At 61.0% G+C, this 25,438-nt stretch carries 24 protein-coding genes; 7 read left to right on the top strand and 17 right to left on the bottom strand.

Annotated elements, in window-relative coordinates:
- Nucleotides 1–138: 138 nt before the first annotated feature.
- From wecB to GH665_RS14045, 7 genes are all read right to left on the bottom strand, one after another.
- Nucleotides 139–1,326: a non-hydrolyzing UDP-N-acetylglucosamine 2-epimerase gene (gene wecB, locus GH665_RS14015; RefSeq protein WP_174771719.1), complete on the bottom strand. Its 1,188-nt coding sequence runs from the start codon at nt 1,324–1,326 to the stop codon at nt 139–141.
- A gap of 550 nt (nt 1,327–1,876) precedes the next feature.
- Nucleotides 1,877–2,374, bottom strand: a complete 498-nt coding sequence (locus GH665_RS14020) for a 2-thiouracil desulfurase family protein (protein ID WP_153136367.1) — start codon at nt 2,372–2,374, stop codon at nt 1,877–1,879.
- Nucleotides 2,375–3,222: 848 nt separating this feature from the next.
- Nucleotides 3,223–4,074 carry an ABC transporter ATP-binding protein gene (locus GH665_RS14025; protein WP_153136368.1) on the bottom strand — a complete coding sequence of 284 codons (852 nt, stop codon included), beginning with the start codon at nt 4,072–4,074 and terminating at the stop codon, nt 3,223–3,225.
- Nucleotides 4,074–4,817 carry an ABC transporter permease gene (locus tag GH665_RS14030; RefSeq protein WP_028646379.1) on the bottom strand — a complete coding sequence of 248 codons (744 nt, stop codon included), beginning with the start codon at nt 4,815–4,817 and terminating at the stop codon, nt 4,074–4,076. The genes GH665_RS14025 and GH665_RS14030 overlap by 1 nt, the downstream gene beginning before the upstream one ends.
- 12 nt (nt 4,818–4,829) lie before the next feature.
- Nucleotides 4,830–5,447 (bottom strand): VOC family protein, encoded by a 618-nt coding sequence (locus GH665_RS14035; protein WP_246216212.1) that lies wholly within the window; start codon nt 5,445–5,447, stop codon nt 4,830–4,832.
- Nucleotides 5,448–5,531: 84 nt separating this feature from the next.
- The gene (locus GH665_RS14040; protein WP_153136369.1) at nt 5,532–6,563 is read right to left on the bottom strand and encodes an ABC transporter substrate-binding protein; all 1,032 of its coding nucleotides are present in this window, start codon (nt 6,561–6,563) and stop codon (nt 5,532–5,534) included.
- Nucleotides 6,564–6,629: 66 nt separating this feature from the next.
- Nucleotides 6,630–7,550: a fumarylacetoacetate hydrolase family protein gene (locus GH665_RS14045; RefSeq protein ID WP_153136370.1), complete on the bottom strand. Its 921-nt coding sequence runs from the start codon at nt 7,548–7,550 to the stop codon at nt 6,630–6,632.
- Between the two features lie 253 nt (nt 7,551–7,803).
- Here GH665_RS14045 and GH665_RS14050 point away from each other — a divergent pair, with 253 nt between their 5' ends.
- Entirely contained in the window at nt 7,804–8,463 is a 660-nt protein-coding gene (locus GH665_RS14050; RefSeq protein ID WP_030103452.1) for a GntR family transcriptional regulator, read from the top strand.
- A 119-nt stretch (nt 8,464–8,582) separates the two neighbouring features.
- On the opposite strand, the gene GH665_RS14055 is transcribed toward GH665_RS14050, so the two are convergent.
- Together GH665_RS14055 and GH665_RS14060 are read right to left on the bottom strand one after the other, a co-directional pair.
- Nucleotides 8,583–9,530, bottom strand: coding sequence for a dihydrodipicolinate synthase family protein (locus GH665_RS14055; protein WP_153136371.1), 948 nt, complete (start codon nt 9,528–9,530; stop codon nt 8,583–8,585).
- Nucleotides 9,531–9,593: 63 nt separating this feature from the next.
- The gene (locus GH665_RS14060; RefSeq protein ID WP_153136372.1) at nt 9,594–10,550 is read right to left on the bottom strand and encodes an alpha/beta hydrolase; all 957 of its coding nucleotides are present in this window, start codon (nt 10,548–10,550) and stop codon (nt 9,594–9,596) included.
- A 217-nt stretch (nt 10,551–10,767) separates the two neighbouring features.
- Here GH665_RS14060 and GH665_RS14065 point away from each other — a divergent pair, with 217 nt between their 5' ends.
- The 6 genes from GH665_RS14065 (at nt 10,768) to GH665_RS14090 (ending at nt 16,886) form a co-directional block, all read left to right on the top strand.
- Nucleotides 10,768–11,196 (top strand): VOC family protein, encoded by a 429-nt coding sequence (locus GH665_RS14065; RefSeq protein ID WP_030103449.1) that lies wholly within the window; start codon nt 10,768–10,770, stop codon nt 11,194–11,196.
- A complete protein-coding gene (locus tag GH665_RS14070) occupies nt 11,193–12,173 on the top strand; it encodes a 2-hydroxyacid dehydrogenase (protein WP_153136373.1) in 981 nt (326 codons plus the stop codon). The genes GH665_RS14065 and GH665_RS14070 overlap by 4 nt, the downstream gene beginning before the upstream one ends.
- A gap of 191 nt (nt 12,174–12,364) precedes the next feature.
- The gene (locus tag GH665_RS14075) at nt 12,365–13,390 is read left to right on the top strand and encodes a porin (protein ID WP_153136374.1); all 1,026 of its coding nucleotides are present in this window, start codon (nt 12,365–12,367) and stop codon (nt 13,388–13,390) included.
- A gap of 204 nt (nt 13,391–13,594) precedes the next feature.
- Entirely contained in the window at nt 13,595–14,635 is a 1,041-nt protein-coding gene (locus tag GH665_RS14080; protein ID WP_153136375.1) for a porin, read from the top strand.
- A 19-nt stretch (nt 14,636–14,654) separates the two neighbouring features.
- On the top strand, nt 14,655–16,448 hold the full coding sequence (locus GH665_RS14085; RefSeq protein ID WP_153136376.1) for an LVIVD repeat-containing protein: 1,794 nt from the start codon (nt 14,655–14,657) through the stop codon (nt 16,446–16,448).
- Between the two features lie 111 nt (nt 16,449–16,559).
- Entirely contained in the window at nt 16,560–16,886 is a 327-nt protein-coding gene (locus GH665_RS14090) for a c-type cytochrome (RefSeq protein ID WP_153136377.1), read from the top strand.
- Between the two features lie 921 nt (nt 16,887–17,807).
- On the opposite strand, the gene GH665_RS14095 is transcribed toward GH665_RS14090, so the two are convergent.
- The 8 genes from GH665_RS14095 to GH665_RS14130 all read right to left on the bottom strand — a co-directional run bounded on the left by GH665_RS14095 (nt 17,808) and on the right by GH665_RS14130 (nt 25,435).
- A complete protein-coding gene (locus tag GH665_RS14095) occupies nt 17,808–19,208 on the bottom strand; it encodes an amino acid permease (RefSeq protein ID WP_153136378.1) in 1,401 nt (466 codons plus the stop codon).
- A gap of 137 nt (nt 19,209–19,345) precedes the next feature.
- Entirely contained in the window at nt 19,346–20,575 is a 1,230-nt protein-coding gene (gene kynU / locus GH665_RS14100; RefSeq protein ID WP_153136379.1) for a kynureninase, read from the bottom strand.
- Between the two features lie 56 nt (nt 20,576–20,631).
- A complete protein-coding gene (locus GH665_RS14105; protein WP_153136380.1) occupies nt 20,632–21,654 on the bottom strand; it encodes an amidohydrolase family protein in 1,023 nt (340 codons plus the stop codon).
- A 15-nt stretch (nt 21,655–21,669) separates the two neighbouring features.
- Nucleotides 21,670–22,194 (bottom strand): 3-hydroxyanthranilate 3,4-dioxygenase, encoded by a 525-nt coding sequence (locus tag GH665_RS14110; RefSeq protein WP_102857344.1) that lies wholly within the window; start codon nt 22,192–22,194, stop codon nt 21,670–21,672.
- Between the two features lie 32 nt (nt 22,195–22,226).
- Entirely contained in the window at nt 22,227–22,658 is a 432-nt protein-coding gene (locus GH665_RS14115) for a RidA family protein (protein ID WP_025496354.1), read from the bottom strand.
- The gene (locus GH665_RS14120; protein WP_153136381.1) at nt 22,655–23,428 is read right to left on the bottom strand and encodes a 2-keto-4-pentenoate hydratase; all 774 of its coding nucleotides are present in this window, start codon (nt 23,426–23,428) and stop codon (nt 22,655–22,657) included. The genes GH665_RS14115 and GH665_RS14120 overlap by 4 nt, the downstream gene beginning before the upstream one ends.
- Nucleotides 23,425–24,465, bottom strand: a complete 1,041-nt coding sequence (gene dmpG, locus GH665_RS14125; protein ID WP_153136382.1) for a 4-hydroxy-2-oxovalerate aldolase — start codon at nt 24,463–24,465, stop codon at nt 23,425–23,427. Before dmpG ends, GH665_RS14120 begins: the two co-directional genes overlap by 4 nt.
- A gap of 25 nt (nt 24,466–24,490) precedes the next feature.
- A complete protein-coding gene (locus GH665_RS14130) occupies nt 24,491–25,435 on the bottom strand; it encodes an acetaldehyde dehydrogenase (acetylating) (RefSeq protein ID WP_153136383.1) in 945 nt (314 codons plus the stop codon).
- Between the last annotated feature and the right edge of the window lie 3 nt (nt 25,436–25,438).

Raw genomic sequence — 25,438 nt, forward strand, 5'->3', positions numbered from 1 at the left:
CTCGAAATTAGCTCGCAAACAGTGAGGCAAATTTGCGCAGCATGGATTGTCTGAAACTGCGATCCCGCTTTTGGCAGGTCGTACTGCCGGAAGCTTTGCCGGCGCGTCGCGATCGACGGCAGCCGGCGAACGTCAGCCCTACAGTGCGCGCCCGGCCGGTGCGCCCGCAACCTGAGTGGTCCCGCCCGCTGCGCCGCTCACGAACTCGTTGAACGGGCGCCCGCTCAGCGCCGCGACGATCCGTTGCGATGCATGGCCGTCGCCGTACGGGTTGACGCGATGCGCAAAATCGTCACGCTCGCCTGCGTTTTCGAGCAGGCCGGTCACCGCGCGCACGATCGCTTCGCGCTCCGTGCCGACGAGGCGTACCGTGCCCGCCGCCACCGCTTCCGGACGCTCGGTCACGTCGCGCATCACCAGCACCGGCTTGCCGAGTGCGGGCGCTTCTTCCTGCACGCCGCCCGAGTCGGTGAGAATGATCGACGCTCGCTGCATCAGGCGCACGAAGCCGAGGTAATCCAGCGGCTCGATCAGATGAACGTTGCGCGCCGCGCCGAGGGTTTCCTGCACGGGACCGCGCACATTCGGATTCAGGTGGACCGGATAGACGATCTGCACCGTGTTGGTTTTCGCGAGTTCGGCGAGCGCCGCGCAAATGTTCGCGAAGCCCGCGCCGAAACTCTCACGGCGATGGCCCGTGACGAGCAGCACCGGCAGCGCGCCATCGAGAAACGGCAGGCGTGCGTCGAGCTCGGCACGCAATGCCGCGTCATGGTCGATGCGCGCGGTGGTGAGGTTCAATGCGTCGATCACCGTATTGCCGGTGACGATGATCTTGCCGTGCAGTGTTTCGTGCGCGAGGTTTGCTTTCGAGCTCGCGGTGGGCGCGAACATCAGATCGCTCATCACGTCGACCACGCGGCGGTTCATTTCTTCCGGCCACGGCTGCATCAGATTGCCAGTACGCAGCCCCGCTTCGACGTGACCGATCGGAATGCGCCGGTGGAACGAAGCTAGCGCCGCCGCGCAGGCGGTGGTCGTATCGCCGTGCACCAGCACGCGATCGGGTTGCACGGCAGCGAGCACTTCGTCGAGCGAGGCGATGAGACGCGAGGCCAGACCGTTGAGCGTCTGGTTGCCGGTCATCAGGGCGAGGTTGTAATGCGGCTTGATCTGAAACAGCTCGAGCACCTGATCGAGCATCTGCTGATGCTGCCCGGTGACGCAAACAATCGACTCGATGCCGGCATCGGCTTCCAGTTGCTTGACTAACGGCGCCATTTTGATGGCTTCCGGCCGTGTGCCGAAAATCGACAGAATCCTCATTGGCAATACCCCGCATCTCTCACAAATGTTTTATTGGCGGCAGGCATTGCGGGGCGCGCGTTAATATCGCCTCCCCGTATTTACCGATCTGACTTGCCTTGAGCCGATAATTACCGGCAGTTCCCGTCTGGGTGGGAAACGATTCGATCGGATGCAATTACTTGCCGACTGGATTCACGCGAGCATCGTTTGAACGATTGGTCATTGGCGATGAATCGACGCGCATTCTAGCGTGTATCTGCGCCAATTCCACAACGGATTTCCCCTATATCTCGTATTTAGGGCTGCGGCTTGCGAGCTTGATGCCGGGATTTTTGCCGACAAAGGCGGCGAATTAAGCAACGCAAACGTTTTCCAAATAGTTATGGGAACGTTAAATTCAGGTCAATAATTTTTCAGATTCTGTAAATGTCAAATCTTGATTAACAATTATCCTGCCTCACTTGCTCGATTTGAATTTCCCGTTGATTAAGGCTGCGCAAACGTTATCGGGAGATTTTGTATGACCGAGTCAATATCACGAATTGTCAGCTCGATTTGACAGTGTGTCTCAGTTGCCGGAGGCGCGTTCGATTTCTGCGGCCAGTTCGGCGATCTGCGATTCTGCGAACACGCGGATGCCGTGTTGTTGCAACAACGCGACAGTGACGCCGGTAGCGGGATGGGTTTGGCCATCGAACGTACCGGTGTAGATGAAGGTGCTGCCGCAGGAGGGGCTGCCGTCGGCGAGCAGTGCATAGCGGCAGTTTTCTGCTTTTGCGCGGTTTAGCGCGTGCTGGGCGCCTGCGATGAAGAGCGCGGTGACGTCGGCGCCGGTATTGTCGTTGATGGTGGCGTGATGCGCGAGGACGTCGGCGCCGGTACGGCGCAATTGTATTTCGGCCGGCGGCCGCGGGGTCGGGAAGCCTGCTGCCACTTCGGGGCAAACGGTGATGAGGCGGCCTTCAGCCTGCCAGCGGGTTAGCCACGTGTCGTGGGTGGGTTTGGCTTTGCCGTTATAGCGGACGGGGTGGCCGGCCAGGCAGGCGCTGATCAGGATCTTCAGCATAAAAGATGAGGTGTTGCCCTGCGGGCTGTCTTGGGGGTGGAGGGATTGTAATCTGGTTTGGTTCGGTTGTTTGTGGTGTGGTTTTTTTATTCTGTTGTTAGGGATGCTGATTTTTTTGGGTTTTTTTTGCCGTTGGCGGTGGTGTTGGTATCGGTGGTTTGCCTATGGCATTGGGATTTGCCTGTGCTGGTGTTTTGGCCTTTCCTTGCTGTGTTAGTGGTCTGTTCTGTTGTTGGTCTTTTGGCCTTTCCTTGCATTGTTAGTGGTCTATTAGCGTTCCCCCTGTGCGGGGGGCACCTACTTTTCTTTGCCTGCCGCAAAGAAAAGTAGGCAAAAGAAAGCGGCTCAAACCGCCAGCTCATAAGCGGGTCCCCTGGCTTGGAGGGGGTAGTGGTGCATCTGGAATCTGTCACCTCGCACACTCCCCGTTAGTGACAAAGCGCTCATCAGCTCCCACTCCGCACTGCGTACGTCGCGGACGGGTCTGCCAGGGAAACCTGGCTGATGCTTTGCATGACTGATTGTTTTTTGGATCCGGATATCGGCGCGCGCAGCGCCGCCGGAGGTATGACTGCCTTGTCACTAAAGCCGAATGTGCGAGGGCACAGATTCCAGATGCACCACTGCCCCCTCCAAGCCAGGGGACCCGCTTATGAGCTAGCGGGGTAAAGCCGCTTTCTTTTGCCTACTTTTCTTTGCGGCAGGCAAAGAAAAGTAGGTGCCCCCCCGCACAGGGGGAACGCTAATAGACCACTAACACAACAAGGAAAGGCCAACACCATAAACAAACAGCCAAAAAGCGCCGCGAAGACCCCACCTGCCGGGCAGGCAAAACCAAACCCCTTTTTTCAAAACACCCCCATCAACCTGGAAAGCACCGAAACATACTCCCCGTACAGGGGATCACTCTTAACCTGATCAGGTTCCCTAGGCCGCGCCAACTCAATCTTCACATCGTGAATCACCCGCCCCGGCCGCTCCGACATCACCAACACCCGGTCAGACAAAAACACCGCCTCATGAATACTGTGAGTCACCAGCAAAACCGTCAGCGTACTCCGCTGCCAGATCCGCAAAAGCTCGACATTCAACCGGTCCCGCGTCAACGCATCCAACGCCCCAAACGGCTCGTCCATCAACATCACCCGCGGCTCGAGCAACAGAATCTGCCCAATCGCCGCCCGCTGCCTCATCCCGCCCGACAACTCATGCGGATACCGGTCGGCAAACGCCGTCAACCCCAAAGTCTCAAGCAAGCCAGGAAGCCGCTCCTCCACCTGCGCCCGCGGCACATTCCTCAACTTCGCGCCCAGCCGGATATTCGCCCCCACGGTCAGCCAGGGCAGCATATTGCTGGTCTGAAACACCACGCCAATGTCCGGCACCGGCGCGGTAATCGGCTCAGCACCAAGCAGAATCCGCCCGCCATCGGATGGCACCAATCCCGCCACCATCCGCAACAAGGTGCTCTTGCCGCATCCGCTCGGCCCCAGGATCGAAACGAACTCGCCCTGGCGAATCTGCATCGATACATCGTCGAGCGCGCTGAATGCCTCCGCCCCACCCCGCGCGGCAAAGCGCTTACCGACCTGTTCGACGGAAATCAGCGCAGGCGCCGCTTCGTCGCGATGCAAAGGATGAACCTGTGCGCCGGTTGCCGCGGCGCGCTGCACAATACGCAACTTGTCGACCAGTGCCATCAGACCGTCACTCCTCTCCACCACACGCCGCGCGAAACCAGTTCGACAGCCCAGTAAAACAGCATCGCCAGCACGGTCACCATCAGGATCGCGGCAAACGACAACGCAGTCTGCGCATTCGATGTCGCAAACACGATCAGGTGCCCAAGCCCCGACTCCGACCCAATGAACTCGCCGACAATCGCCCCAATGACCGCCAACGGCATCGCGATCTTCAACCCGTCAATCAGCGCGGGCAACGCGGCAGGCAACCGCAAATACCAGAAGGTCTTGGCCTGCGACGCACCGAGCGCCCGAAAATGCTCGTCCAGGTTGCGCGGCACACCGGCGAGGCCGCCCATCGTCGCGATCACGATCGGAAAGAACGCGAACAGCACCGCCGCCGCCAGCTTCGACGCAAACCCGTAACCGAACCACACGATCAACAACGGTGCGAGCGCGATCTTCGGCATGCTCTGCAATGCAGTGACAAGCGGAAACAAGGTGCGCCGCGCAATGCTCGACATGCTCGCAAGCAAGCCGATCGTCAGGCCGCCGACCAGCGCCAGCGCAAAACCGGCAAACACTTCCCATGCGGTAGCCAACGTATCGGACAGCAACTGTCCACGCATCTCCCAACCGGCTGCAAAGACCTGCGACAGCGCCGGCAGCACATAATCGCGCGTGCCCGTCCAACGCACGCCGAATTCCCAGATCAGACCAATCACGATCCAGAACAGGACGGTTTCGATCATTCGCTTCATGAGGGTTCCGAATTATTCGCTATCAGCCGACTTGGACGAATCGGCTTTCGTTGAATCTTGCGTGGTGCCCGACGCCGTAGTCACCGCCGCTGCCTGCGCCGATTTTTGCGCCACCAGATGCGGTGGCGGCGGCACGACAAAGCGTTCGAAGCGATACTGGTCGAACGATTCGATCGTGCGCTCCCACACCTGCGGCTCGTGTGCGTCGCGCTCGCCGATCTGCGTCATCTCGCAGTACACCTCGACGTTGTTGCCATCCGGGTCCTTGAAAACGAGGAACAGGTTGTTGCCAGGACCATGCCGGCCGATGCCACGCACGATCTCGACACCATGCTCCTGCAAGACCTTCACCGAGCGCTCCATCTCCTCGTAGCTGTCGATCAGATACGAAAAGTGTTCGAGGCCGGGGCGTGAATAGCGCGGCAGGTCGTTGAAATCGGCGGAATCTTTCGGCAGTTGCGCGAGCGCGAGATCGTGATGATCGCTGCCGGCGCGCAGAAATACCATCTGGTCGCCGATCCAGTCGGATACTTTGAGACCCAGCACGTCGGTATAAAACTGCGCGGACTTCTTGATGTCGCGCACCATCAGCACCATGTGCCCAAGCCGCTTCGGACGCAAACTGTTCATTGCCTGTCTCCTCGGTGCCCACGCCTCGCGCGGGCTGGTTGGAGTGAGCGCGCCGTTTCAACAACGCGTCACCCCCAATAGGGTTCACTCGACAAACTGATTCGTATAAAGATCGGCTGCCTTCACCTTCGAGCCGGTGCCGAACGCACGCGACACAAACGCGGCGGTGGCATCCATGCGCGCGGGCCGCAACCAGCCGGTCTTGTGCTGCGTAGGATCGTCGGCGATCAGTCCATTGGTCTCGACGATCTGCTGCAACAGGATCGTCTTGTCGAGTACCGGATAAAGCCCCGCAATCGCATCGGCGGCCTCCTGCGGGTGCTCGCGCATCAGCGCATAACCGCGATAAGTCGCGGCGACAAATCGTTTGACCACGTCGGGATGCTGCGCCACAAAGGTATCGGTGGTGACAATACCGTTACCCATCATGTCCAGACCAAAATCCCGGTAGAAAACCTTGCCGAGCTGCTGTCCGGCCCGCTTCGCCAACGCGGCTTGCACCGGCAGGCTGGCGCCCTCCCAGCACTCCGACAGGTCGATGCGCTTTTGCAGCAGCGCGGTATTGATCACGGCCGGGTCGAGGCGCACGGTCTTGATCGCGTCGGGCGCCATGCCGTTCTGCTTGAGCCATGCGGGCATGATGTTCTGCACCGGCGACGCACCGCCGCCGCCGAGCGTCATCCCCGAGAGATCCTTTAGCGTCGTCACCTTGAAGCCGGGCCGCTCGAGATAACACATCGCACCGGGCCAACGCGTGTTGATCGCGCCGACCATCACCGCATGGCCGCCATGCGCGCGGTTCAGCATCACGCTGACGGGGTCGCCGTAGCCGAACTCGAACAGCCCTTCGTCCACTTCATTGACGGTGCGCTGGCCGCCATATCCGCGCATCACGCTGACGTCGAGACCCGCGTCGCGGTAGTAGCCCTTCGCCTGCGCGAGCAGGATGCCGCCGGTGCTGCCCTGCGGCAGCCACGCCAGATTGACGCGCACCTTGTCGGCCGCATGGGCGCTCGTGAAAAGCGCGGTGGCGGTCAATGCCACCGCGCTCAACGCAGCCCGCCGCCTGAGTGGCCGAACCCACTGTCGTACCGCGCGCCGTATCCGCTGCAACATGTCGTGTTCCCCGTCTATGAGTGGAGTGAGTGGGGTGAATGGAAAGTACCGGGAGCCTGCTGACGCTCAGCCGGCGACCAGCGGATTCTCGATCGAACCGATCCCGTCGATCGAAGCGACCATCACGTCACCCGCCTTCAGATAAATGCCCCGCCCCATGCCGACGCCGGTCGGCGTGCCCGTGGCGATCAGATCGCCCGGTTGCAGCGTGAGGATCGTCGATAAATATTCGATCTGCTCGGCGATGTTGAAAATCATCCCGGACGTGTTGCCGTCCTGCATCATTTCGCCATTTACCGCGAGGCGCATGCGCAGATTCTGCGGCTCGGCGATACACGCGCGCGGCACGAACCACGGGCCGAGTGGACCAAAGGTATCGAAACTCTTGCCGCGAAACCAGTCGTGTTTGAACGGATAGTCGGAGCGGCGATTCAGGTCGCGCGCGCTGACGTCGTTGAGAATCGTGTAGCCGGCAATGTAGTCGTAAGCGTCCTCTTTCGCGATGTGGCGGCCGGCCTTGCCGATCACCACGGCCAGTTCCACCTCCCAGTCGACCCGCTCCGCGTGCGGCGGAATCACCACGTTCGCAAGGGTCGGCACCACGCTCGTCTCGGCCTTCATGAACATGTACGGCGTGCTCTCTTCGCGCGGCGCCAGCTCGGTTCCCATCTCCTGCGCGTGTTCGTGATAGTTCGACGCCGCCGCGAAAATGCGGCGCGGCTGATACGGCACGCACAGCGTGTGGCCGGCGAGCGGCGCGGCGTCGAGCGTGCCCGCCTCGAGCGCGCGCGCAGCGGCGTCGAGCCGTTCGACGGCCGCCGCACCGTCCGTCTCCCAGCCGGCGATCAGCGCGCCGACGTCGGCAAACGGCAGCGCCGAAGCGCTTTGCTTCAATACCGCCTGCGCGTCATACAGCTTGTCGCCAACCGCCAGGCCCGTGGCCGTGCGGCCGTTCAATTCATAAGTTGCGATACCAAACCAGGTCACGTATTGCCTCGCTTTTTGCGTTTGTAGGGAATTAGTTAGCTGCGGTCGAGGGTTCAATAATTCGTATACATTCAGTCATCTGTGTATTTTTATTTAAATTCTCGTATACACCAATCGGGGCATGAACATGTTCACGCGTACACTGCATGGGCTTACAGAGGCCGGATATGCGCGGTGGCGATTGAGGCGGTTGGGCCGCTGGCGCATAATGGGGCCGCTTGCTCACGGTTTCGCTCAACCCACAACCATCACGATGACGACGCTCTCCTCCAAGATTTACCGCCTGCTGTGCGACGAGATCATCGAAGGCACGCTTGAACCGGGCCAGAAGCTCGAAGAAGCGGCACTCGCCGAACGCTTCAACGCGTCGCGCACACCGATCCGCGAAGCGCTGCGCGAGCTCGCCGCCCGTGGCCTCGTCGAACTGACGCCGCGCAAGGGTGTGGTGGTCGCGCAGTTCAGCATCGACGAACTGGCCGACATGCTCGAAGCGATGTGCGAACTCGAGGCGCTGTGCTGCCGGTTGAGCGCGCAGCGTATGAGCCTCGTCGAGAAGAAGCAGCTCGAAGAACTCCAGACCGAAATGAACGCCGCGATCGCGCGCGGCGATGAAACGGAGTACTTCCAGCTCAATCGCGAATTCCACGAACTGATCTGCAAGGGCGCGCAAAGCAAATCGCTGGCGTCGATCATGTCCGTTCAGCGGCAGCGTCTGGCGGGTTTTCGCGCCGCGCAGCCGGCTTCGCCGTCGCGCTTCGAGGCGGCAACCGACGAGCATCGCGAGATCGTCTCCGCGATCCTCAACTCCGAGCCGGAACGTGCGTACAACGCGATGCGCGACCATACGGCGCGGCTGTCTATCGTTGTACTCGGCCGGCTCAAGCGCCAACGCACCGAGCGTGAAAACGCCTGAAACGCTGGGCGTAGCGCGATCATGCGCATGCTGCCGACGCTTCGCGGTTTGCCCCGCTGCCATGGACGACATGGATGGCATCGCTCGCCACCGATGCGCCGGCTGAAATCGCGGCCCGTTCACGCAACCACCGCCGCCAGCGATGCCACCGACGGCATCGAAAAATCCAATGCCTGAAGCTGCTGCAACAACGCGCCCGACTGCGCCGGATTCATCGGCGTGAGCGGTGGGCGCACCCGCGTCCACGCGGGGTCGTGCGCAAAGTGCGCGACGATGCTTTTCAACGCGGGGATCATCGGTTGTGCTTGCACGGCGAGACGAACCGTCGCGACCTTGCCTTCCCATATCGCCCTTTCTTCCACCGTCGCCGCGTTCAGCAGACTCGCGATCGCGTGCGGCTGAATATTCGCGGTAGCCGAAATGCAGCCGGCCGCGCCCAGTGGCAGTGCTTTGCCGAGCAAAGCCTCGGACGCGGGAAACACCGCGAAGCCGGGAAACTTCTCAAGCATCGCCGCGGTGTTGGCCCAGTCGCCTGAACTGTCCTTGATGCCGACCACGGTTTGCGGATACGCCGCGATCAGCCGCTCGATCAGCGTGGGGGTGATCGGCACGCCGGTGAACTGCGGGATGTGATACAGCAGCACGCGCAACTGATCCGAGCCGACGGCCTGGATCACGTCCGAGTAGTACGCGAACAGGCCTTCGTCGCTGACACCTTTATAGAAGAACGGCGGCAGCATCAAGGCGCCGGCGCAACCGGCTTCGGCCGCGTGACGGGTCAATGCGATCGCGTCAGGCAACGCGCATGCACCGGTACCGGGCAGCATCTGAGCGGGGTCGATACCGGCTTCGAGCACCTGATCCAGCAACGTGTGGCGTTCGGCAAGACTCAGCGAATTCGCTTCGCTATTCGTGCCGAACAGCGCGAGGCCGGCGCCCTGCCCGACCAGCCACCGGCAAAACGCGACAAAGCGCGCTGCATCGACATCCAGCCCGGCGGTGAACGGCGTAACCACCGGCGCAAACACGCGTGGTTTGGCAAAAGCAGATAGACGGCTGACGGACATGCGGATCTCCTGATTAGCTGGACGGATAGGCCTAGACGTAGACGTGGGCGCAGATGTGGACAATCAGGCGCTGAAAAAATCGAGCATCGCGTCACCTAACATGGTCTCGCCCGAATCGAAATGCGCGACCACCGATGTGTGGTTGTGCCGCAGCATCTGCACGAAGCGCGGTGCGCGTTTGGGCGCGCCGTCGCCGGCACGTTGACGCGCCAGCAGAACGCGCTCGAAGAAAGCCGCGCCGTAAGCGGCCAGATAAGGGTTCTCGTATTCGGCGACGACCACCATCAGCGGCGTGTCGAAATGCGCCGCGTGGCTCAGCGGCGAACGCGCGGCGTAGCGTGTTTCGTCCGCGCCGAAATAGGCGCGCACACCGGCTGCGTTCGGGTTATCGGGCCGCACGTCGGCGGCCAGCCGGGCGCTGATCAACACCGCACCGGCGACAGCCGAAGCGCCTTCACGCAGCCCGGCATACAACGGATCGCACAGATACGTGGCGACATGCGCGCCGCCCGCCGAATGTCCGACCAGAAAGATTCTTTGCGGATTGCCACCGAAATCGGCGACGTGTTTCTGTGCCCACGCGAGTGCAGCGGCGACGTCGTCCGCGCCGGCGGGATACGGCGCTTCAGGCGCGAGCCGGTATTCGACGTTCAGCGCGACACAACCCTGCCGGGCGAACCAGCGCGACACGTTGTCGTAAATGAGTCCGTTGAAGCTCTTGCTGCCGCGCAGGAACGCACCGCCGTGGACAAATAGCACGACATCGGCGTTGCCCTTCTCCCTCGTTTGCGCGCAAGCAAACACATCCAGACGCTGCCGCTCATGGCCACCGTAGGCGATATCGCGCGCCACCTCGAGCGGCTCCCCCGCATCGCGCGCAGCAGCCACCAACGGCGAATACGCGGCGATCACCAGGTCGCGATGCGCATTGATATCGCGCCCCCAGACCGGTCCGATCTGCGCAAAGCGCTGCCTGAGCGTGGCGGAAAGACTGCCCAACGGTTCCTGCAAGGTGTGCATCGGTGGTCCTCATACAGTGCGGCGGATCGGCGCTAAAGGCACCGATCCATGTATGAGAACCATTCTGGTATATCAAATCGTTTTTGTGTATACATTTATTATACGTAGTATACCTGGTGAAGTTGCGGACACACTTGATTCAAAGTGACGACAACCCTCTCTACGCCGACAGGCGATTCACCCAGCAAAGCAACCCAGGACAACCCAAGGACATCTCATGGACAAACTCCGCCACATCGCGCTTTCGGTCGAAGATCCCGAAGCCGCCGCGCAATTCTTCGAACAGGCATTCGGCATGCGCCGCGCCGGCAACGCGATGCGCGGCATCTATATGACGGACGGCACCATGAACGTGGCGCTCCTCAACTTCAAGGACGAGACCGTTCCCGGTTACGCGGGGCTGAAGGACGTGCGCGGCGTGATTCACTTCGGCATGTGGGTGGACAGCGTCGAAGACACCGCGGCGCGCGTGGTCGCGGCGGGCGGCACGTATCTGACAGGACGCCACGAGAAAGATCCGAACGTGTTTTACGAAGTGAAATACCGCATGCCCGACGGCACCGTGTTCGACATCACCGAAAACGGCTGGAAAGGTGCGGTGAAGGAAGTCGCGCCTGCCGCACAAGCCGCCGATCCGCGAGCATGAGCGCGCCTGTCAGCGCCAACGTCAACGCGAGCGCGGGCGGCACGCATGTGCTCGCGCTGATCGCACTGCCGGACGCGACACTGGATGCGCTGCGGCGCGGCTATACGCTTCACTATCATCCCGACGGGTGGGACGCGGCCTTGTCGGCCGAGGTCGATCCGGCGAACCTGCGCTCGGTGGTGACCAACGGCTCGACCGGCTTATCCGGTGCGCAGATGGCCGCGCTGCCCGCGCTGGAGATCGTCAGTGCGTTCGGCGCCGGCTACGAGAACGTCGACGTGGCCGCCGCCACGCGGCGCGGCATCGTGGTGACCCATGCGCCGGGCGCGAATGCGGCGACCGTCGCCGATCACGCAATCGGTCTGCTGCTCGCGCTCGCACGCGGCTATGCGCCGCTCACCGACGCGGTGCGTGCCGGGCGTTGGCAGGCCTCGCGTGCCGAGCGGCCCACCCTGACGGGTGCTCGCCTGGGGCTGCTTGGAATGGGGCGCATCGGCCGGCTAATCGCGGCGCGCGCACAGGGCTTCGACATGACGCTCGGCTATCACGGACGCCGGCTGCACGCCGACGCGCCGGGCCGCTACTACGCGGAGCTCATCGAGTTGGCCGCCGACAGCGATTTTCTCGTCATCGCCTGCAACGGTGGCGCCGCGACCCGGCATCTGGTCAATCGCGAGGTGCTGCAAGCGCTGGGGCCGAACGGCTACGTGGTGAACGTGTCGCGCGGCTCCGTGCTCGACACGCAAGCGTTAATCGACGCGCTCGCTCACGCCGCAATCGCCGGTGCCGGGCTCGACGTGATCGAAGACGAACCCGAGGTGCCGGCCGCCCTGCTCGATCATCCCGGTGTGCTGATCACCCCGCACATCGCGGGCCGCTCGCCCGCTTCATTGATTGCGCAGCGAGACGCGCTACTCGCCAGTCTGTCCCAGCACTTCGCACGCGCTCCCATCGAATTCGCGGTGCGCGCGGCCTGAAACCGTGGCGGCGCAGCGTCGCGCCGCCACCTGATGCTGCATTGCTGTCCCGCTGTCGTCCCGCTGTCGTCCTGTTGCCGTCTTGTTGCCGTCCTGTTGTTGCCTCATCGCCGTCCCGCCGGTGTTCTGCTGATGTCCCGTTGCAATCTCGCTGTTCTCTCGCTGTTCCCAACCGCATAAGAGGATCCGCCATGAACGTTCGATCGTTGGGCGCGCTCGCGCTCAGTTGCGCCGCCGCATGGGGACTTGCGTCCCATGCCGTCAACGCGCAAACATCCGTCACCCTGTATGGACTCGTCGGGCTCGATATCGCCAGCACCAAACGCAGCAACGGGCCGCCCGCCGCCATCGCCGAACAGAGCCCTGGATTGACGGCGCCTTACTGGGGCATCCGCGTCAACGAGGAACTCGGCGCCGGCTATCGCGCGATCGCCGTGCTCGAGAGCTTCTTCCAGCCGACGAACGGCGGCATCGGCCGCACCGCCGCCGATCCGTTCTGGGGGCGCAATTCGTATGTCGGCATCGCCGGGCCGTTCGGACGTGTCACGCTCGGACGCCATACCAATCTGCTCTACCTTGCCGAGCAAGCGGTCAATCCGTTTCAGGCCTCGATCCTGTTCTCGCCACTGGTCATGCAAACCTTCACCGCGCCTTACGGCGGTGCGATTGCTGGCGATACCGTCTGGAACAACGGCATTCAGTACACCAGCCCTAATCTGAACGGACTGACCACCACCGCGGTGTATGCGCCTGGCGGTTTCGCGGGTGCGAACGGCACGTACAACGCCGCGCTCTCGACCCTCTATGCGGGCGGCTCGCTCACCGCTGTCGCGGCCGTACAACGCACTCGCGTGGTCGCCGGTGTGGCGTCGCCGACACAGAACGCGTACCTCGTCGGTGCCGCCTATGATTTTTCGCTCTTCAAACTGTACGGCGCGCTGCAAGGTCTGCGTACCGATGCGGCCGACATCGGCGCGCACACCTACGAAGCCGGCCTCTCGGTACCGCTGACCTCGCAACTCAGCGCACTCGCCGAATGGTCATACACCCGCCGCAGCGCGCCGAAGAACGCCGTCACCGGCCGCAATACGGGCTCCGCGGGCCTCGACTACTTCCTCTCCAAACGCACCGATCTTTACCTGGTAACCGTCTACGACAAGCTCTCCGGCTCTGGCACCGCGATGACCTATGCAGCCGGAATCAGGCATCTGTTTTGACGCGCAATGCCATCAGGGTCAACCCGCTATAACTAAACCGCTGTTTTGTATAAAAAAATAAAGCTCGGAATCCAAATTTTGCCGTGGGTATAATTTTCTCCAGTTTGTGTATACACGACAGAAAAGGAATGTAACCGCGGCTGTCGCGCGCGACGACAGCACTCTCACTCACTCGAAAAAAACAACGATCTGTTTGGAGACTGAATGAAAAAGAAAGCACTCGTGTCCGGCGCCGTCATGCTTGCATGTGCCGGAGCACACGCGCAGTCGAGCGTCTGGCTGTCGGGCTATGTCGACATGAACATCGAACATCTGATCTCGTCCGGTTCTGGCGGAAACGTGACCCGCATGTCGAGCGGCGGTCTTAACAACTCGCGCTTCAACTTGAGCGGCGTCGAAGATCTGGGCGGCGGCAACAAGGCCGTGTTCACCGTCGAGCCGATGTTCTCCGCCAACACCGGCGTGCAGTCGACGCAGTTCCGCCAGTCGTTCGTGGGCCTGAAAGGCAACTGGGGTGAAGTGACGATGGGGCGGCAGTTCACGCCCTCGTACTGGATTGCGGGCTACGCCGATCCGAGCTGGGCCGCCGACTTCAGTATGGTCAACAACATGGAGTTCTTCTACGCGTCGTATCGCGTGGATAACGCGATCCAGTACAAGACGCCGAGCTTCTACGGCTTCACCGGCCGCATCATGGCGACCACCGGCGTGGGCGACAGCACGCGCGCGGGGCGTTTCCTGAGCACCAGTATCGAATATCGGCACGGGCCGGTTTTCCTCGGCGCCGTGAGCGAGTTGCAATACACGCGCGATATTTTCAAGTCCTCGCAGATTCATTCGTCGCGCGACAACTATTTCTCTGCCGTCTACAAGTTCGGCGGTTTCGAGCCGACGTTTATCTATCACACGTACAACGGCTACTACGCGTATCCGCCTTACGTGGCGTTCAATTCGCAAGGGTGGGACGCGCAGATCGGCGCGCGCTGGAACATCGACGGGCGCAATCGTCTGTACGTGAGCGTGGTGCATCGTCACGACGACAACAACACCAGCATTTCCAGCGCGACCGGCGGCGTGATTGGCTACATCTACGGTTTGTCGAAACGGACCGACCTGTATGCGACTTTCGCGCACGTGAAGAGCCAGCACGACGTGCCTATCCCCTATCCGGTCACGTTCCAGGTGTATCCGAACGGCGGACAGAATCCGAGCGGCTTCCAGTTCGGGATTCGTCACGCGTTCTAATATAAAAAGGAGGAAGCCAATGCTTCGCAAACGCAATTTAAAATCCACTCTCGCAACAGGCGTCCTGTTGACCTTCGTGTCCGCGGCGGCTTGTGCCGCCACGGAAAATGCGCCGGCTGCGTCGGCGCCGGACGCTGCGGCATCGGCTGCACAAGTGACGCCCGGTACGCCGAATGTCAAGGACCCCTACCTTGCCCAGTGGCTGCGCCTTACGCCCGATCGCCGGCCTGCCCCGCTCAAGCCCGGTGTCGACTACGGGATGGACCCGGCCACCGGCCAGTTCGTATGGCCGAAGGCCACCCCTGAAGTGCATCAGGGCCAGCACTTCCCGGGTGAAATGACCACATGGGACAAGAAGAGCTATACCAAGGATGTCAAGGTTCTGGCCTTCTACCCTCTTGTCGACTCGCCCTTCCACGCCTGGAACAATATTGCCGACTTCAACGGCCGCCGTTACCTCTATATCCACGACCGCGACTATATGCGGATCATGGACGTCACCGATCCCGCCAACGGCAAGATCGTGTTTTCGGAAGGCGGCACGTGGGGACCGAAGGGACCGACTGAGAAGTTCGATCCGAACAACGTGCATAACTATCTCGGTGGCGCCACGATCGTGTGGAGCAAGAAGCTCGGCAAGCCCGTGCTGGTTGCCTCGTTCGAAATTGGCCGCTACGGTCTGATGACCGACAAGAGCGAGCAGCCGGATAAAGTTGAAGCACAGCGCCACTACAACTCGCTCAAGGGCTTCAAGGTCTTCGAAATGGACGGCCCGCTGCCGAGCCAATGGAAGCTGATCGCCACGCGCACGACCGACTACAAGCATCCCGATGCGCCGGTCGGCCAGCAGCAGGGGTCGGGCTCACTCGACGCGCCGGAATATTACGGCGGCAAGTACATGATCCTGTCGGCCGCACCGGATGACAGCTACGCGCTGACCGAGTACCCGAACTATCTGTATTCGCCGGGTTATCAGGTCTGGGACATGTCGGACCCCGCCGATCCGAAGTTCGTCTCGCAGATCTCGGTGCCGGGACAGAAAGTCGGCAATGAAGCTGACGAGCAGGCTTATCTGCTGAATCCGCGCGCCGGCAATCGCACCTCGTGGATGGGCTCGCGGATTCCAATCTTCTTGCCCAAGCCTTTGGAACAAGGCGGCAAGATTGGGTTTGGCGCGATGGGCGGTCTGGGTCTTTATTCGTTCGACCTGTCCAATCCGGCGCAGCCGAAGATCCTTGGCAACGTGAATACGGCGCCGAGCTTTGCGGGTACCGAGTACGACAATGCCGACGTCAGCCAGTACGAACGCACCGGGTTCGTGTTGACGAGTGGCTATCCGATGAACCGCGATTGCTACGAACCGTACAAGGACATTTTCGTCGTCGATGCTCGCGATCCGTCGCATCTGAAGGTAGCGGGCAAGCTGCCGCAGCCGACACCGCCTGAGGGTGCGCCGTTCACGAGTTTCTGCCAGCGTGGCGGCAACTTTGGTCCTAAGCGTTCGAACGCGATTGGTCAGCCGGGTGGTGCGCGTCAGGGTGTGATTCCGTATTCGTTCTATAACGCCGGCGTGCAGATTTTCGACGTACGCAATCCGGAGAAGCCGACTATCGCCGGGTATTTTGTGCCGGCGTTGGCGGACGAGAGCGAGCTGCCGAGTTATACGCTCGGCAAGGGTGTGCTGGCGATTTATACCGAGTATGACCGCAACATCATTTGGGCCTTTACGGAGAATGGGGCGTATGCGTTGTCGACGCCGTTGCTGGGTAAGCCGGTGATTGGCGCGCCGTCCAAGCCGTGGCCGCCGCGGTAACGCGATTGGGTTTGTTTCTTTTCTCTTGATGATTTGTCGAGCGCTTTGCCCTGCCGGTGGTTTTCGCCGGCGGGGTTTTTTGTTTTTTACTGGGGTGGGATTGTGAGAGAAATGGTTTTTGTTGCTGCGTTGGCTGGGGTTTTTGGTGGGAGTTCGTTTGCTGCAACGCCCGGGGGTGGGATTGCGACTGCGAGTGGGGTTTCTGCTAGCGAGCAGACTTGCCGCGCTTGTCACTCGATTGATACGACTAAGGTCGGGCCGCCGTTTCGGGCTATCGCGGAGCGGTATCGAGGGGAGTCTGATGCTGTCGCGAAGATGAAGAAGAGTATGTTGGAGGGGAGTTCCGGGAAATGGGGTACAGGGGCCACGATGCCGGCCAATGCGATTTCGGATGCTGACGCTGAGAGGTTTGCTCGGTGGATTTTGGGGATTAAATAGGAAGCCTGCTCGGCGGTTTTGTTGTTGGTCTGACTCTTTGGCCTTTCCTTGTTGTGGTAGTGGTCTGTTTTGTTGTTGGTCTTTTGGCCTTTCCTTGTTTTCTTATCGGTCTTTTGGCCTTTCCTTGTTTTCTTATCGGTCTTTTGGCCTTTCCTTGTTTTCTTATCGGTCTTTTGGCCTTTCCTTGTTTTCTTATTGGTCTATTAGCGTTCCCCCTGTGCGGGGGGGCACCTACTTTTCTTTGCCTGCCGCAAAGAAAAGTAGGCAAAAGAAAGCGGCTCAAACCGCTAATTCTTAAGCGGGTCCCCCGCACAGCCACGGTAGTGGTGCATCTGGAATCTGTCGCCTCGCACACTCCGCGCGAGCGACAAAGGACTCATCAGCTCCCACTCCGCACTACGTGCGTCGCGGACGGGTCTGCCTGGGAAACCACGGGCTTCGTTTCGCGCAACGGGAACCATCGGCTTCGCCTCGGCGAAGCGCTGGATGCCGAATGCCGAATGTGAAGTGCGGAGTGCGGAGTGCGGAGTGCGGAGTGCGGAGTGCGAACAATACAGTCTGAGCCACTGCGCCGAATGACGCGTGAGCGGAAAAAGCAGCAGACGGTTTTATGAACTGGGTGTCGGCGCGCGCAGCGCCGCCGGAGGTATGACGCCCTTGTCACCAGGGCCGAATGTGCGAGGACACAGATTCCAGATGCACCACTACCCCCTCCAAGCCAGGGGACCCACTTATGAGCTAGCGGTGTGAGCCGCTTTCTTTTGCCTACTTTTCTTTGCGGCAGGCAAAGAAAAGTAGGTGCCCCCCCCGCACAGGGGGAACGCTAATAGACCACTAACAAAACAAGGAAAGGCCAACACCATAAACAAACAGCCAAAAAGCGCCACAAAGCCCCCCTGCCGGGCAGGCAAAACCAAACCCCTACACGATCTCAACACGAGCCGCCCCAGCGGCTCTCCCCCGATACCAGACAAAATAAACCACCAGCAACGCAACAACAAACGGCACCCCAATCACAAGCGTCATCCGAAACTCGCGAGTAAACCACGTAGTCACCAACGCACTCACCATCAGCCCGGCGCCAAGCAGAGAAGTAACCGGATACCCCCACATCCTGAACGCCAACGGCGCACCCTTATGCCGATGGCGAAAAAAGAAATGCGTAACAAAAATCATCAACCACGTAAACATAGCCCCAAACATCGACACCGACATCATCAACACAAAGGAAGCATCCGGATAAATCACATTCAACACAGTAGCCAACGCAATCCCGATCGTCGACAGCCAAAGCGCTGCAACCGGCACGCCCTTGCTATTCAAAGCTCCCAGACGCCTCGGCGCATACCCCGCCCGTGACAAACTGAACATCATCCGCGTCGTGATATAGAGCTGGCTATTCATCGCCGACAACGCCGCCACCAGAATCACAAAATTAATCACACCCGCCGCGCCAGGCACATGCGTCGCCGCCATCACTCGCACAAACGGGCTCTCATCCGTACCCGCCGCATTCCATGGCACGATCGCCAGCATCAGCGCCAAAGTCAGCAAATAGAAAAACACCAGCCGGAACATCGTCGCGCGAAATGCCCGTGTGATGGCTTTCTGCGGATCGCGGGCCTCGCCCGCCGCCACCGCGATCATCTCGATGCTCAGGTAGCTGAAAATCGACACGATCACCGCCACCCACATACCCCACACGCCCTTCGGAAAGAAGCCGCCGTGCGATGTGTAATTGCCAAACCCGATCCCCGAATTTGCCGGCGCGCCAAACACGACATACGCACCCAGCAGGATGAAGCCGACAATCGCCACAATCTTCAACATCGAAAACACATACTCGACCGCGCCAAATACTTTCACGCTCACTGAGTTAATGCCGATCAGCGCCGCGGAGAACCCCACAATCCAGTACCAGCCCGGCACCGCCGGAAACCAGTATTTCATATACACCGCAATCGCCGTCACCTCGGTGCCGACCGCGAACACAATCGACGACCAGTACGCATAGCGCACCAGAAATCCCGCCCACGGCGCAATGTAGTGCTCGGCGTAGGCGCCGAACGATCCCGAGGTCGGATGCGCCACCGTCATCTCGGCAAGACACCCCATCAACAACAATGCGATCAGCGCGCCAATCGCGTAACTCACCAGTACGCTCGGGCCGGCGAAGCCGATCGCGAATCCGCTGCCGAGAAACAGGCCGGTGCCGATCGCGCCGCCAATCGCAATCATCGACAACTGCCCCGTCGATAACCCACGGTGCAACCCCTTCTCACGTTCGACAATCGTGTCGAAGCCTCGCTGCTCTTGCGTCATTTTTCTGTCTCCTCCTGGGATGCGGTCGCGTACATGGACGCAACCGCCGGTGCCGCGGTCGTATTACCTGGTACGCTCGAATCGCGGCGCTTGTCTGTTCATTGAGTCGTTTTCAGTAACCGTATTCTTGCCATCACTCACGTCACCGATTTGCGCGCTTTGAATTCCTCGGTGTTCCATGCATCCGTTGCGATGATGTCCTTGAGCTGCGCGATGGTGTCCCAGATATCCACGTAACGCACATACAGGGGCGCAAAACCGAAACGCAGAATGTCCGGTGCGCGGAAGTCGCCGATCACGTTGCGTGCAATCAGCGCCTGCATGATCGCGTAGCCTTGCGCATGACCCAGCGAGACCTGGCTGCCGCGTTGCCCGGCATCGCGCGGCGAAGCGAGTGTGCAACCGAGACCCTGCAACTCCTGATCGGTCAGTTCGATAAACAGATTGCCGAGCGCCACGCTCTTATCGCGCAGCACGTCGAGATCGACATCGTCGAATGCTTCCAGTGCGCTCTCCAGCGCGATGACGCCGAGTTGCGGCGCGGTGCCGGTCAACATCCGGTCGATGCCGGGATGCGGCGCGTAGTCGTGGGTAAACTCGAACGGTTTCGAATGGCCGTGCCAACCCGTCAGCGGCTGACGCACTGCTTCGATGTGACGCGACGCGACGAACACGAATGCCGGTGCGCCCGGACCGCCGTTCAGATACTTGTAGCCGCAGCCCACCGCGAAATCGGCGTCGCAGCGGTTCAGATTCACCGGCATCGCACCCGCCGAGTGACAAAGGTCCCATACGATCAGCGCACCAGCTTCGTGCGCGAGACGCGTCACCGCTTCCATGTCATAGCGCTTGCCGGTTTTGTAGTTGACGTGCGTGAGCGACACGATCGCCACGGTATCGTCGATCGCCGCGACGATGTCATCCGGATCAACGCAGCGCAATTCGCAACCTGTCATCTCGGCGACGCTCGAAGCGATATACACGTCAGTGGGGAAATTGGTTCGCTCGGCAAGGATCACGTTGCGGCCCGGACGCATGCGCGTGGCGGCGACCAGTACCTTGAACAGATTCACCGAGGTCGAATCGGCAACGATCACTTCGTCCTGTTCAGCGCCGATCAAGCGGGCAATCTTGTTGCCGGTGCGCTGTGGCGCCGGATACCAGTCAGCGTCGTTCCACGAACGAATCAAACCGTGTGCCCATTCCTGTTTCAAAGCCCGTTCGATACGCGCGGGCACATTGGCGGGCATCGCGCCCAGCGAATTCCCGTCGAGGTAAATCGTGTCGGCGGGCAGATCGAAGCGCGCACGGCAGTGGGCCAAGGTATCGGCGGCGTCGAGCGCGGCGCAGTGTTCCCGGGTGATCATCTGGCTAATTTCCTATGTGTTCTTCTTGCTATTGCAAAGTCTGTGGTATCTGCTGCTTAGGCGGTGTGTGCAACCGTCATAGGCAAATCAAAAAATCGTTGAGCGTTGGTGCCAAGGATCTTGGTCTTCGCCGTGTCGCTCAGTTGGGGATGATTCGCGACCAGGTCGCCGATCTTCTGCTCACCGAGCGGGAACGGATAGTCGGAGCCGAGTAGCACATGGTCTTCGCCCATCGTGTCGACTAGCAGACGCAATGCGCCCTGATCGAATACCGCGCTATCCACGTAGAAGCGATCGAGATACGACACTGGCGGATTGGGGCAATCCTCGCGCACAATGTCGCGCTGCTCCCACGCGTTCTGCACCCGGCCGAGCAAAAAGGCAAAGCTGCCGCCGCCGTGCGCGAAACACAACTTCAGCGATTTCGGAATCCGCTCGAATGCGCCCGACAAAATCAGCGACACCATGCTCAATTGCGTTTCGGCCGGCATCGCGACCAGCCATGGCAGCATCCATTTCTTCATGCGGCCGTCGGTCATCATGTCCCACGGATGCACGAGCACCGGAATGCCGTCGTTCGCGCAGTGCGTGAGGAACGTCACGAGGTGTTCGTCGTCGAGATCGCGCGGGCCGAGGTGATTGCCGATCTGCACGCCGCGATGCCCTGCGCGATGAGCGCGCGTGGCCTCGCGGCACGCCAGCTCAATGTCTTGCAACGGCACCTGTGCCAGCGCCATCAGCCGATCAGGCGCATGCGCGCAAAGTTCGAGCGCATGGTCGTTCATCCGCGCGGCCCAATCGTGCGCGGCGGCCGCATCGTAGCAATAGCCGAACATCACAGGCGTCGCGCACATCAACTGGATATCGACGCCGAGCGCGTCCATTTCGGCAATCCGCGTGGCCGGGTCCCACAGCGCGCGATACACCGGGCGAAAGCTCTTCTCGCCGGTCATGATCATGCCGCGTTCGCCGTCCGCGTCGATCTTCAGCCAGGGCGCGTGCTCCACGTCGAGGCGTGCGGCCTCTTCCCGCGTGATCGGCGGGAAAAAGTGGGAATGCATGTCGATTCGAAGTGTCATCGTGATTCTGTTTGTTTAGACGGCGCGGCCGGGGTGGACATGACCGCAATGCGCACAGCGGCGTTTCTCTTCCGACGCATAGAACGCGTTGAAAAGCGGTGGCAAGTCATTGACAATGCTTTTCAGTTGTACCTCCACGCGGTGAACGAGATGGCCGCAGTTGTCGCAGTACCATTCGAAACCGTCCACCACGCCTTGCGGGCGTTGCCGCTCGATTACGAGGCAAACGCTGCCCGCTTCCGGCCGTTGCGGCGAATGACGCACATGCGGCGGCAGTAGAAACACGTCCCCTTCTTTCAGGTCGACGCGCTCGCGCTTGCCGTCGATCCATAGATACAGGTACGCGTTGCCGCGCAACTGATAGAAGAATTCCTCGAGCGGATCGTCGTGGTAATCGGTGCGGTGATTCGGGCCGCCTACCACCGTGACGATGAAATCGCTGTCCTGCCATACCTGCTGATTGCCCACAGGCGGCTTCAGCAGATGCGCGTGATCGTCGATCCAGCGCTGGAAATTGAACGGTTTGCCGTACGTAAGCATGGCTGTCTCTGTCGTTAGTTTTCTACGCGTGATTACTTTTTCGGTGCGTACGCAATTGCCTTCATCTCGATCAGCAGGTGCGGATGGGGCAATTGATGCACGGCAACCGTCGTGCGCGTCGGACCGGTTTCGTCGAAGTACTCGCCGTACACGGCGTTATAGCCGCCAAAGTCGTTCATGTTGACGAGGAACGACGAGATCTCGACGAGGTTCGACAGGTCCGCGCCTTCACTCTGAAGAATATCGCGAATGTTCTCGATCACCACGCGCGTCTGCTCACGAATGTCGAGTTGCACCGTGCCGAGCTCATCGGCGCAGGCACCCGCGATCGTATTGTCCGGACGGCGCGAGCTCGTGCCGGAGACGAACAGGAAGTCGCCCGCCCTCGTCACGTGAGGAAAACGGCCACGCGGTTTGGCTTTGCCGGGCACTACGCGCCCCTGAATGGTCGGTTCGTTGGTCATGAGAGTCGATGGGTTGTGAATTCGGTGCTGCCGAGGCCGTTGACGACGCAATGCACGTGCGCGTCAACGGGCAGCGGATGAGCGGCGGTAGCGGCACCCGCCATGATCAGCGAGCCAGCGGGCAATACCAGGCCGCTTTGCGCGATCAGGCGCGAGGCCTGCACGATCGAGCGCAACGGATCGCCGAGAATCGCCGCGGTCGAACCGGCCTGCACGATGCGCCCGTCGATTCGCATCGTGACGCCCGCATTGCGCAAACTGTCGAAACCTTTGCTCCACGGGCCGATCACCAGTCCCGCTGACGAACAGTTATCGGCGACCACATCCTCGAGCGTGAACTTGAAATCGCGGTAACGCGAATCGATGATCTCCATCGCCGGAGCCACCGCGTCCAGATAGCGCGACGCTTCAAGCATCGTCAATGGGCGGTCGATCTCGCGGCTCGTCAGAAAGCAGACTTCCGGCTCGACACGCGGATGAATGAAACGATCGAGTGCAACACGGCCGCCGTCTTCTTCGAGCATTGCATCGGTGAGCCAGCCCCAGATCAGGCTATCCACGCCCATCTGGATCATCTTCGCGCGGCTCGTAAAGCCCAGCTTCACGCCGACCATCCTTTCACCGCGATGAATACGCCGCTCGATCGAGGCGCGCTGAATCCCGTACGCGTCGTCCAGCGAGAACGGTTTGGACACGGTGAGTTGCGCGATCGGTTCCGCGTGGCGTGCGGCGTCATCGATACGTTGCGCGAGCGCATCGAGGTCGATCATGCGGCCTCCTTCGCGAGTTCGCGCGCCTTCAGCATATCCAGCGCGACATCGACGATCATGTCTTCCTGCCCGCCGACCATGCGGCGCTTGCCGAGCTCGACCATGATGTCGAAGGCCGATAAGCCGTATTTCGCCGCAGCCGCTTCAGTGTGGCGCAGAAAGCTCGAATACACGCCGGCATAGCCGAGCGCCAGCGTTTCGCGATCCACGCGCACCGGCCTCTCCTGCAACGGACGCACCATGTCTTCCGCGGCGTCGATCAGTTTCTTCACGTCGCAACCGTGATTGAGTTTCATCCGGTCTACCGCGGCGATGAACACTTCGAGCGGCGCGTTACCCGCACCCGCTCCCATGCCCGTCAGCGATGCATCGATGCGGTCGCAACCGTGTTCGAGCGCGACCACGGAATTCGCCACGCCTAGCGACAGATTGTGATGCGCGTGCATGCCCGTTTGCGTGGCCGGATCGAGCACCGCCTTGAAGGCGTCGAAACGCTCGGCGACGTCGCGCATATTCAGCGCGCCGCCCGAATCGACCACATAGACGCATTGCGCGCCGTAGCTTTCCATCAGCTTCGCCTGCTTCGCCAAGGCGTCGGGCGTAGTCATATGCGACATCATCAGGAAGCCCACTGTGTCCATGCCGAGCGAGCGGGCGTATTCGATGTGCTGCTTCGAGATATCCGCCTCGGTGCAGTGCGTGGCGATCCGCACGATGCGCGCGCCGGCGTCGTACGCCGCCCGCAGATCGTGGACGGTGCCGATACCGGGCAACAGCAGCGTCGCCACTTGCGCGCGCTTGACCGTGCCCGCGACCGCGGCGATCCATTCGAGATCGGTGTGCGCGCCGAAACCATAGTTAAAGCTCGAACCTGAGAGACCGTCGCCGTGCGCGACTTCAATGCTGTCGACGCCGGCTTCATCAAGCGCTCGCGCGATCGCTACGGCGTCGTCCAACGAGTACTGATGGCGAATCGCGTGCATGCCGTCGCGCAGCGTCACGTCCGACACATAGATTTTCTTGTTGCTATCGGTCATTGTGTGTTTCCCTTGCGTGTTGCTCTCATGCCGCCACGCGGCTGGCCGCGATCTGCTCGGCCGCGGCGAGCGCCGCCGAGGTCATGATGTCCAGATTCCCCGCATAGGAAGGCAGATAATGCGCGGCGCCCTCCACTTCGAGGAACACGCTCACCTTCAACCCCGCGCGGCGTTCGTTCGCGTGCAGGGCAAGCGGGTTTTCCGCGCTATAGCGGTCGAACTGCACCGCCTGCTTCAGACGATACCCGGGCACGTAGCTCGCCACCGCCGCGACCATCGCGTGAATCGAACTTTCGATTTCATCGGTGTCGGCGCCTTCTTCGGTCAGGCAGTAGACGGTGTCGCGCATCATCAGCGGCGGCTCGGCCGGATTGAGCACGATGATCGCCTTGCCGCGTGCCGCGCCGCCGACGGTTTCGATCGCCTTCGAGGTGGTCTCGGTGAATTCGTCGATATTGGCGCGCGTTCCCGGACCAGCCGAACGGCTCGCAATCGACGCGACGATTTCCGCGTACCGAACCGGCGCCACGCGCGATACCGCGTGAACGATGGGAATCGTCGCCTGGCCGCCGCAGGTGACCATGTTCAGATTCGGCGCGTCGAGATGCGCGAACAGATTCACCACCGGCACCACGAACGGACCGATAGCGGCCGGCGTCAGATCGATCACGGTCACGCCGTGTTCACGCAACACCGCCGCATGGCGATGATGCGCGCCTGCCGAGGTCGCATCGAACGCGATGCGAATGTCGCCAAAGTTCGGCATGCCGACCAGACCTTCGATCCCCTTCGCCGTGGTTGGCACGCCGAGGCGTTCGGCACGCGCCAGACCGTCCGAAGCGGGATCGATGCCGACCATTGCGCCCATTTCAAGGTGCTTCGCGTTGCGCAACACCTTGATCATCAGATCGGTGCCGATATTGCCGGAGCCAATGATGGCGACGGCTTGTTTGTCCAGTTTCTCTTGCATGGC

The organism is Paraburkholderia agricolaris (assembly GCF_009455635.1).
In the GTDB taxonomy this organism is placed as follows: domain Bacteria; phylum Pseudomonadota; class Gammaproteobacteria; order Burkholderiales; family Burkholderiaceae; genus Paraburkholderia; species Paraburkholderia agricolaris.

Bases quoted from the DNA above. Each gene is read 5' to 3' on its own strand.
- wecB (WP_174771719.1), bottom strand. From the start codon at position 1,326: ATGAGGATTCTGTCGATTTTCGGCACACGGCCGGAAGCCATCAAAATG.
- GH665_RS14020 (WP_153136367.1), bottom strand. From the start codon at position 2,374: ATGCTGAAGATCCTGATCAGCGCCTGCCTGGCCGGCCACCCCGTCCGC.
- GH665_RS14025 (WP_153136368.1), bottom strand. From the start codon at position 4,074: ATGGCACTGGTCGACAAGTTGCGTATTGTGCAGCGCGCCGCGGCAACC.
- GH665_RS14030 (WP_028646379.1), bottom strand. From the start codon at position 4,817: ATGAAGCGAATGATCGAAACCGTCCTGTTCTGGATCGTGATTGGTCTG.
- GH665_RS14035 (WP_246216212.1), bottom strand. From the start codon at position 5,447: ATGAACAGTTTGCGTCCGAAGCGGCTTGGGCACATGGTGCTGATGGTG.
- GH665_RS14040 (WP_153136369.1), bottom strand. From the start codon at position 6,563: ATGTTGCAGCGGATACGGCGCGCGGTACGACAGTGGGTTCGGCCACTC.
- GH665_RS14050 (WP_030103452.1), top strand. From the start codon at position 7,804: ATGACGACGCTCTCCTCCAAGATTTACCGCCTGCTGTGCGACGAGATC.
- GH665_RS14055 (WP_153136371.1), bottom strand. From the start codon at position 9,530: ATGTCCGTCAGCCGTCTATCTGCTTTTGCCAAACCACGCGTGTTTGCG.
- GH665_RS14060 (WP_153136372.1), bottom strand. From the start codon at position 10,550: ATGCACACCTTGCAGGAACCGTTGGGCAGTCTTTCCGCCACGCTCAGG.
- GH665_RS14065 (WP_030103449.1), top strand. From the start codon at position 10,768: ATGGACAAACTCCGCCACATCGCGCTTTCGGTCGAAGATCCCGAAGCC.
- GH665_RS14070 (WP_153136373.1), top strand. From the start codon at position 11,193: ATGAGCGCGCCTGTCAGCGCCAACGTCAACGCGAGCGCGGGCGGCACG.
- GH665_RS14075 (WP_153136374.1), top strand. From the start codon at position 12,365: ATGAACGTTCGATCGTTGGGCGCGCTCGCGCTCAGTTGCGCCGCCGCA.
- GH665_RS14080 (WP_153136375.1), top strand. From the start codon at position 13,595: ATGAAAAAGAAAGCACTCGTGTCCGGCGCCGTCATGCTTGCATGTGCC.
- GH665_RS14085 (WP_153136376.1), top strand. From the start codon at position 14,655: ATGCTTCGCAAACGCAATTTAAAATCCACTCTCGCAACAGGCGTCCTG.
- GH665_RS14090 (WP_153136377.1), top strand. From the start codon at position 16,560: ATGGTTTTTGTTGCTGCGTTGGCTGGGGTTTTTGGTGGGAGTTCGTTT.
- GH665_RS14095 (WP_153136378.1), bottom strand. From the start codon at position 19,208: ATGACGCAAGAGCAGCGAGGCTTCGACACGATTGTCGAACGTGAGAAG.
- kynU (WP_153136379.1), bottom strand. From the start codon at position 20,575: ATGATCACCCGGGAACACTGCGCCGCGCTCGACGCCGCCGATACCTTG.
- GH665_RS14105 (WP_153136380.1), bottom strand. From the start codon at position 21,654: ATGACACTTCGAATCGACATGCATTCCCACTTTTTCCCGCCGATCACG.
- GH665_RS14110 (WP_102857344.1), bottom strand. From the start codon at position 22,194: ATGCTTACGTACGGCAAACCGTTCAATTTCCAGCGCTGGATCGACGAT.
- GH665_RS14115 (WP_025496354.1), bottom strand. From the start codon at position 22,658: ATGACCAACGAACCGACCATTCAGGGGCGCGTAGTGCCCGGCAAAGCC.
- GH665_RS14120 (WP_153136381.1), bottom strand. From the start codon at position 23,428: ATGATCGACCTCGATGCGCTCGCGCAACGTATCGATGACGCCGCACGC.
- dmpG (WP_153136382.1), bottom strand. From the start codon at position 24,465: ATGACCGATAGCAACAAGAAAATCTATGTGTCGGACGTGACGCTGCGC.
- GH665_RS14130 (WP_153136383.1), bottom strand. From the start codon at position 25,435: ATGCAAGAGAAACTGGACAAACAAGCCGTCGCCATCATTGGCTCCGGC.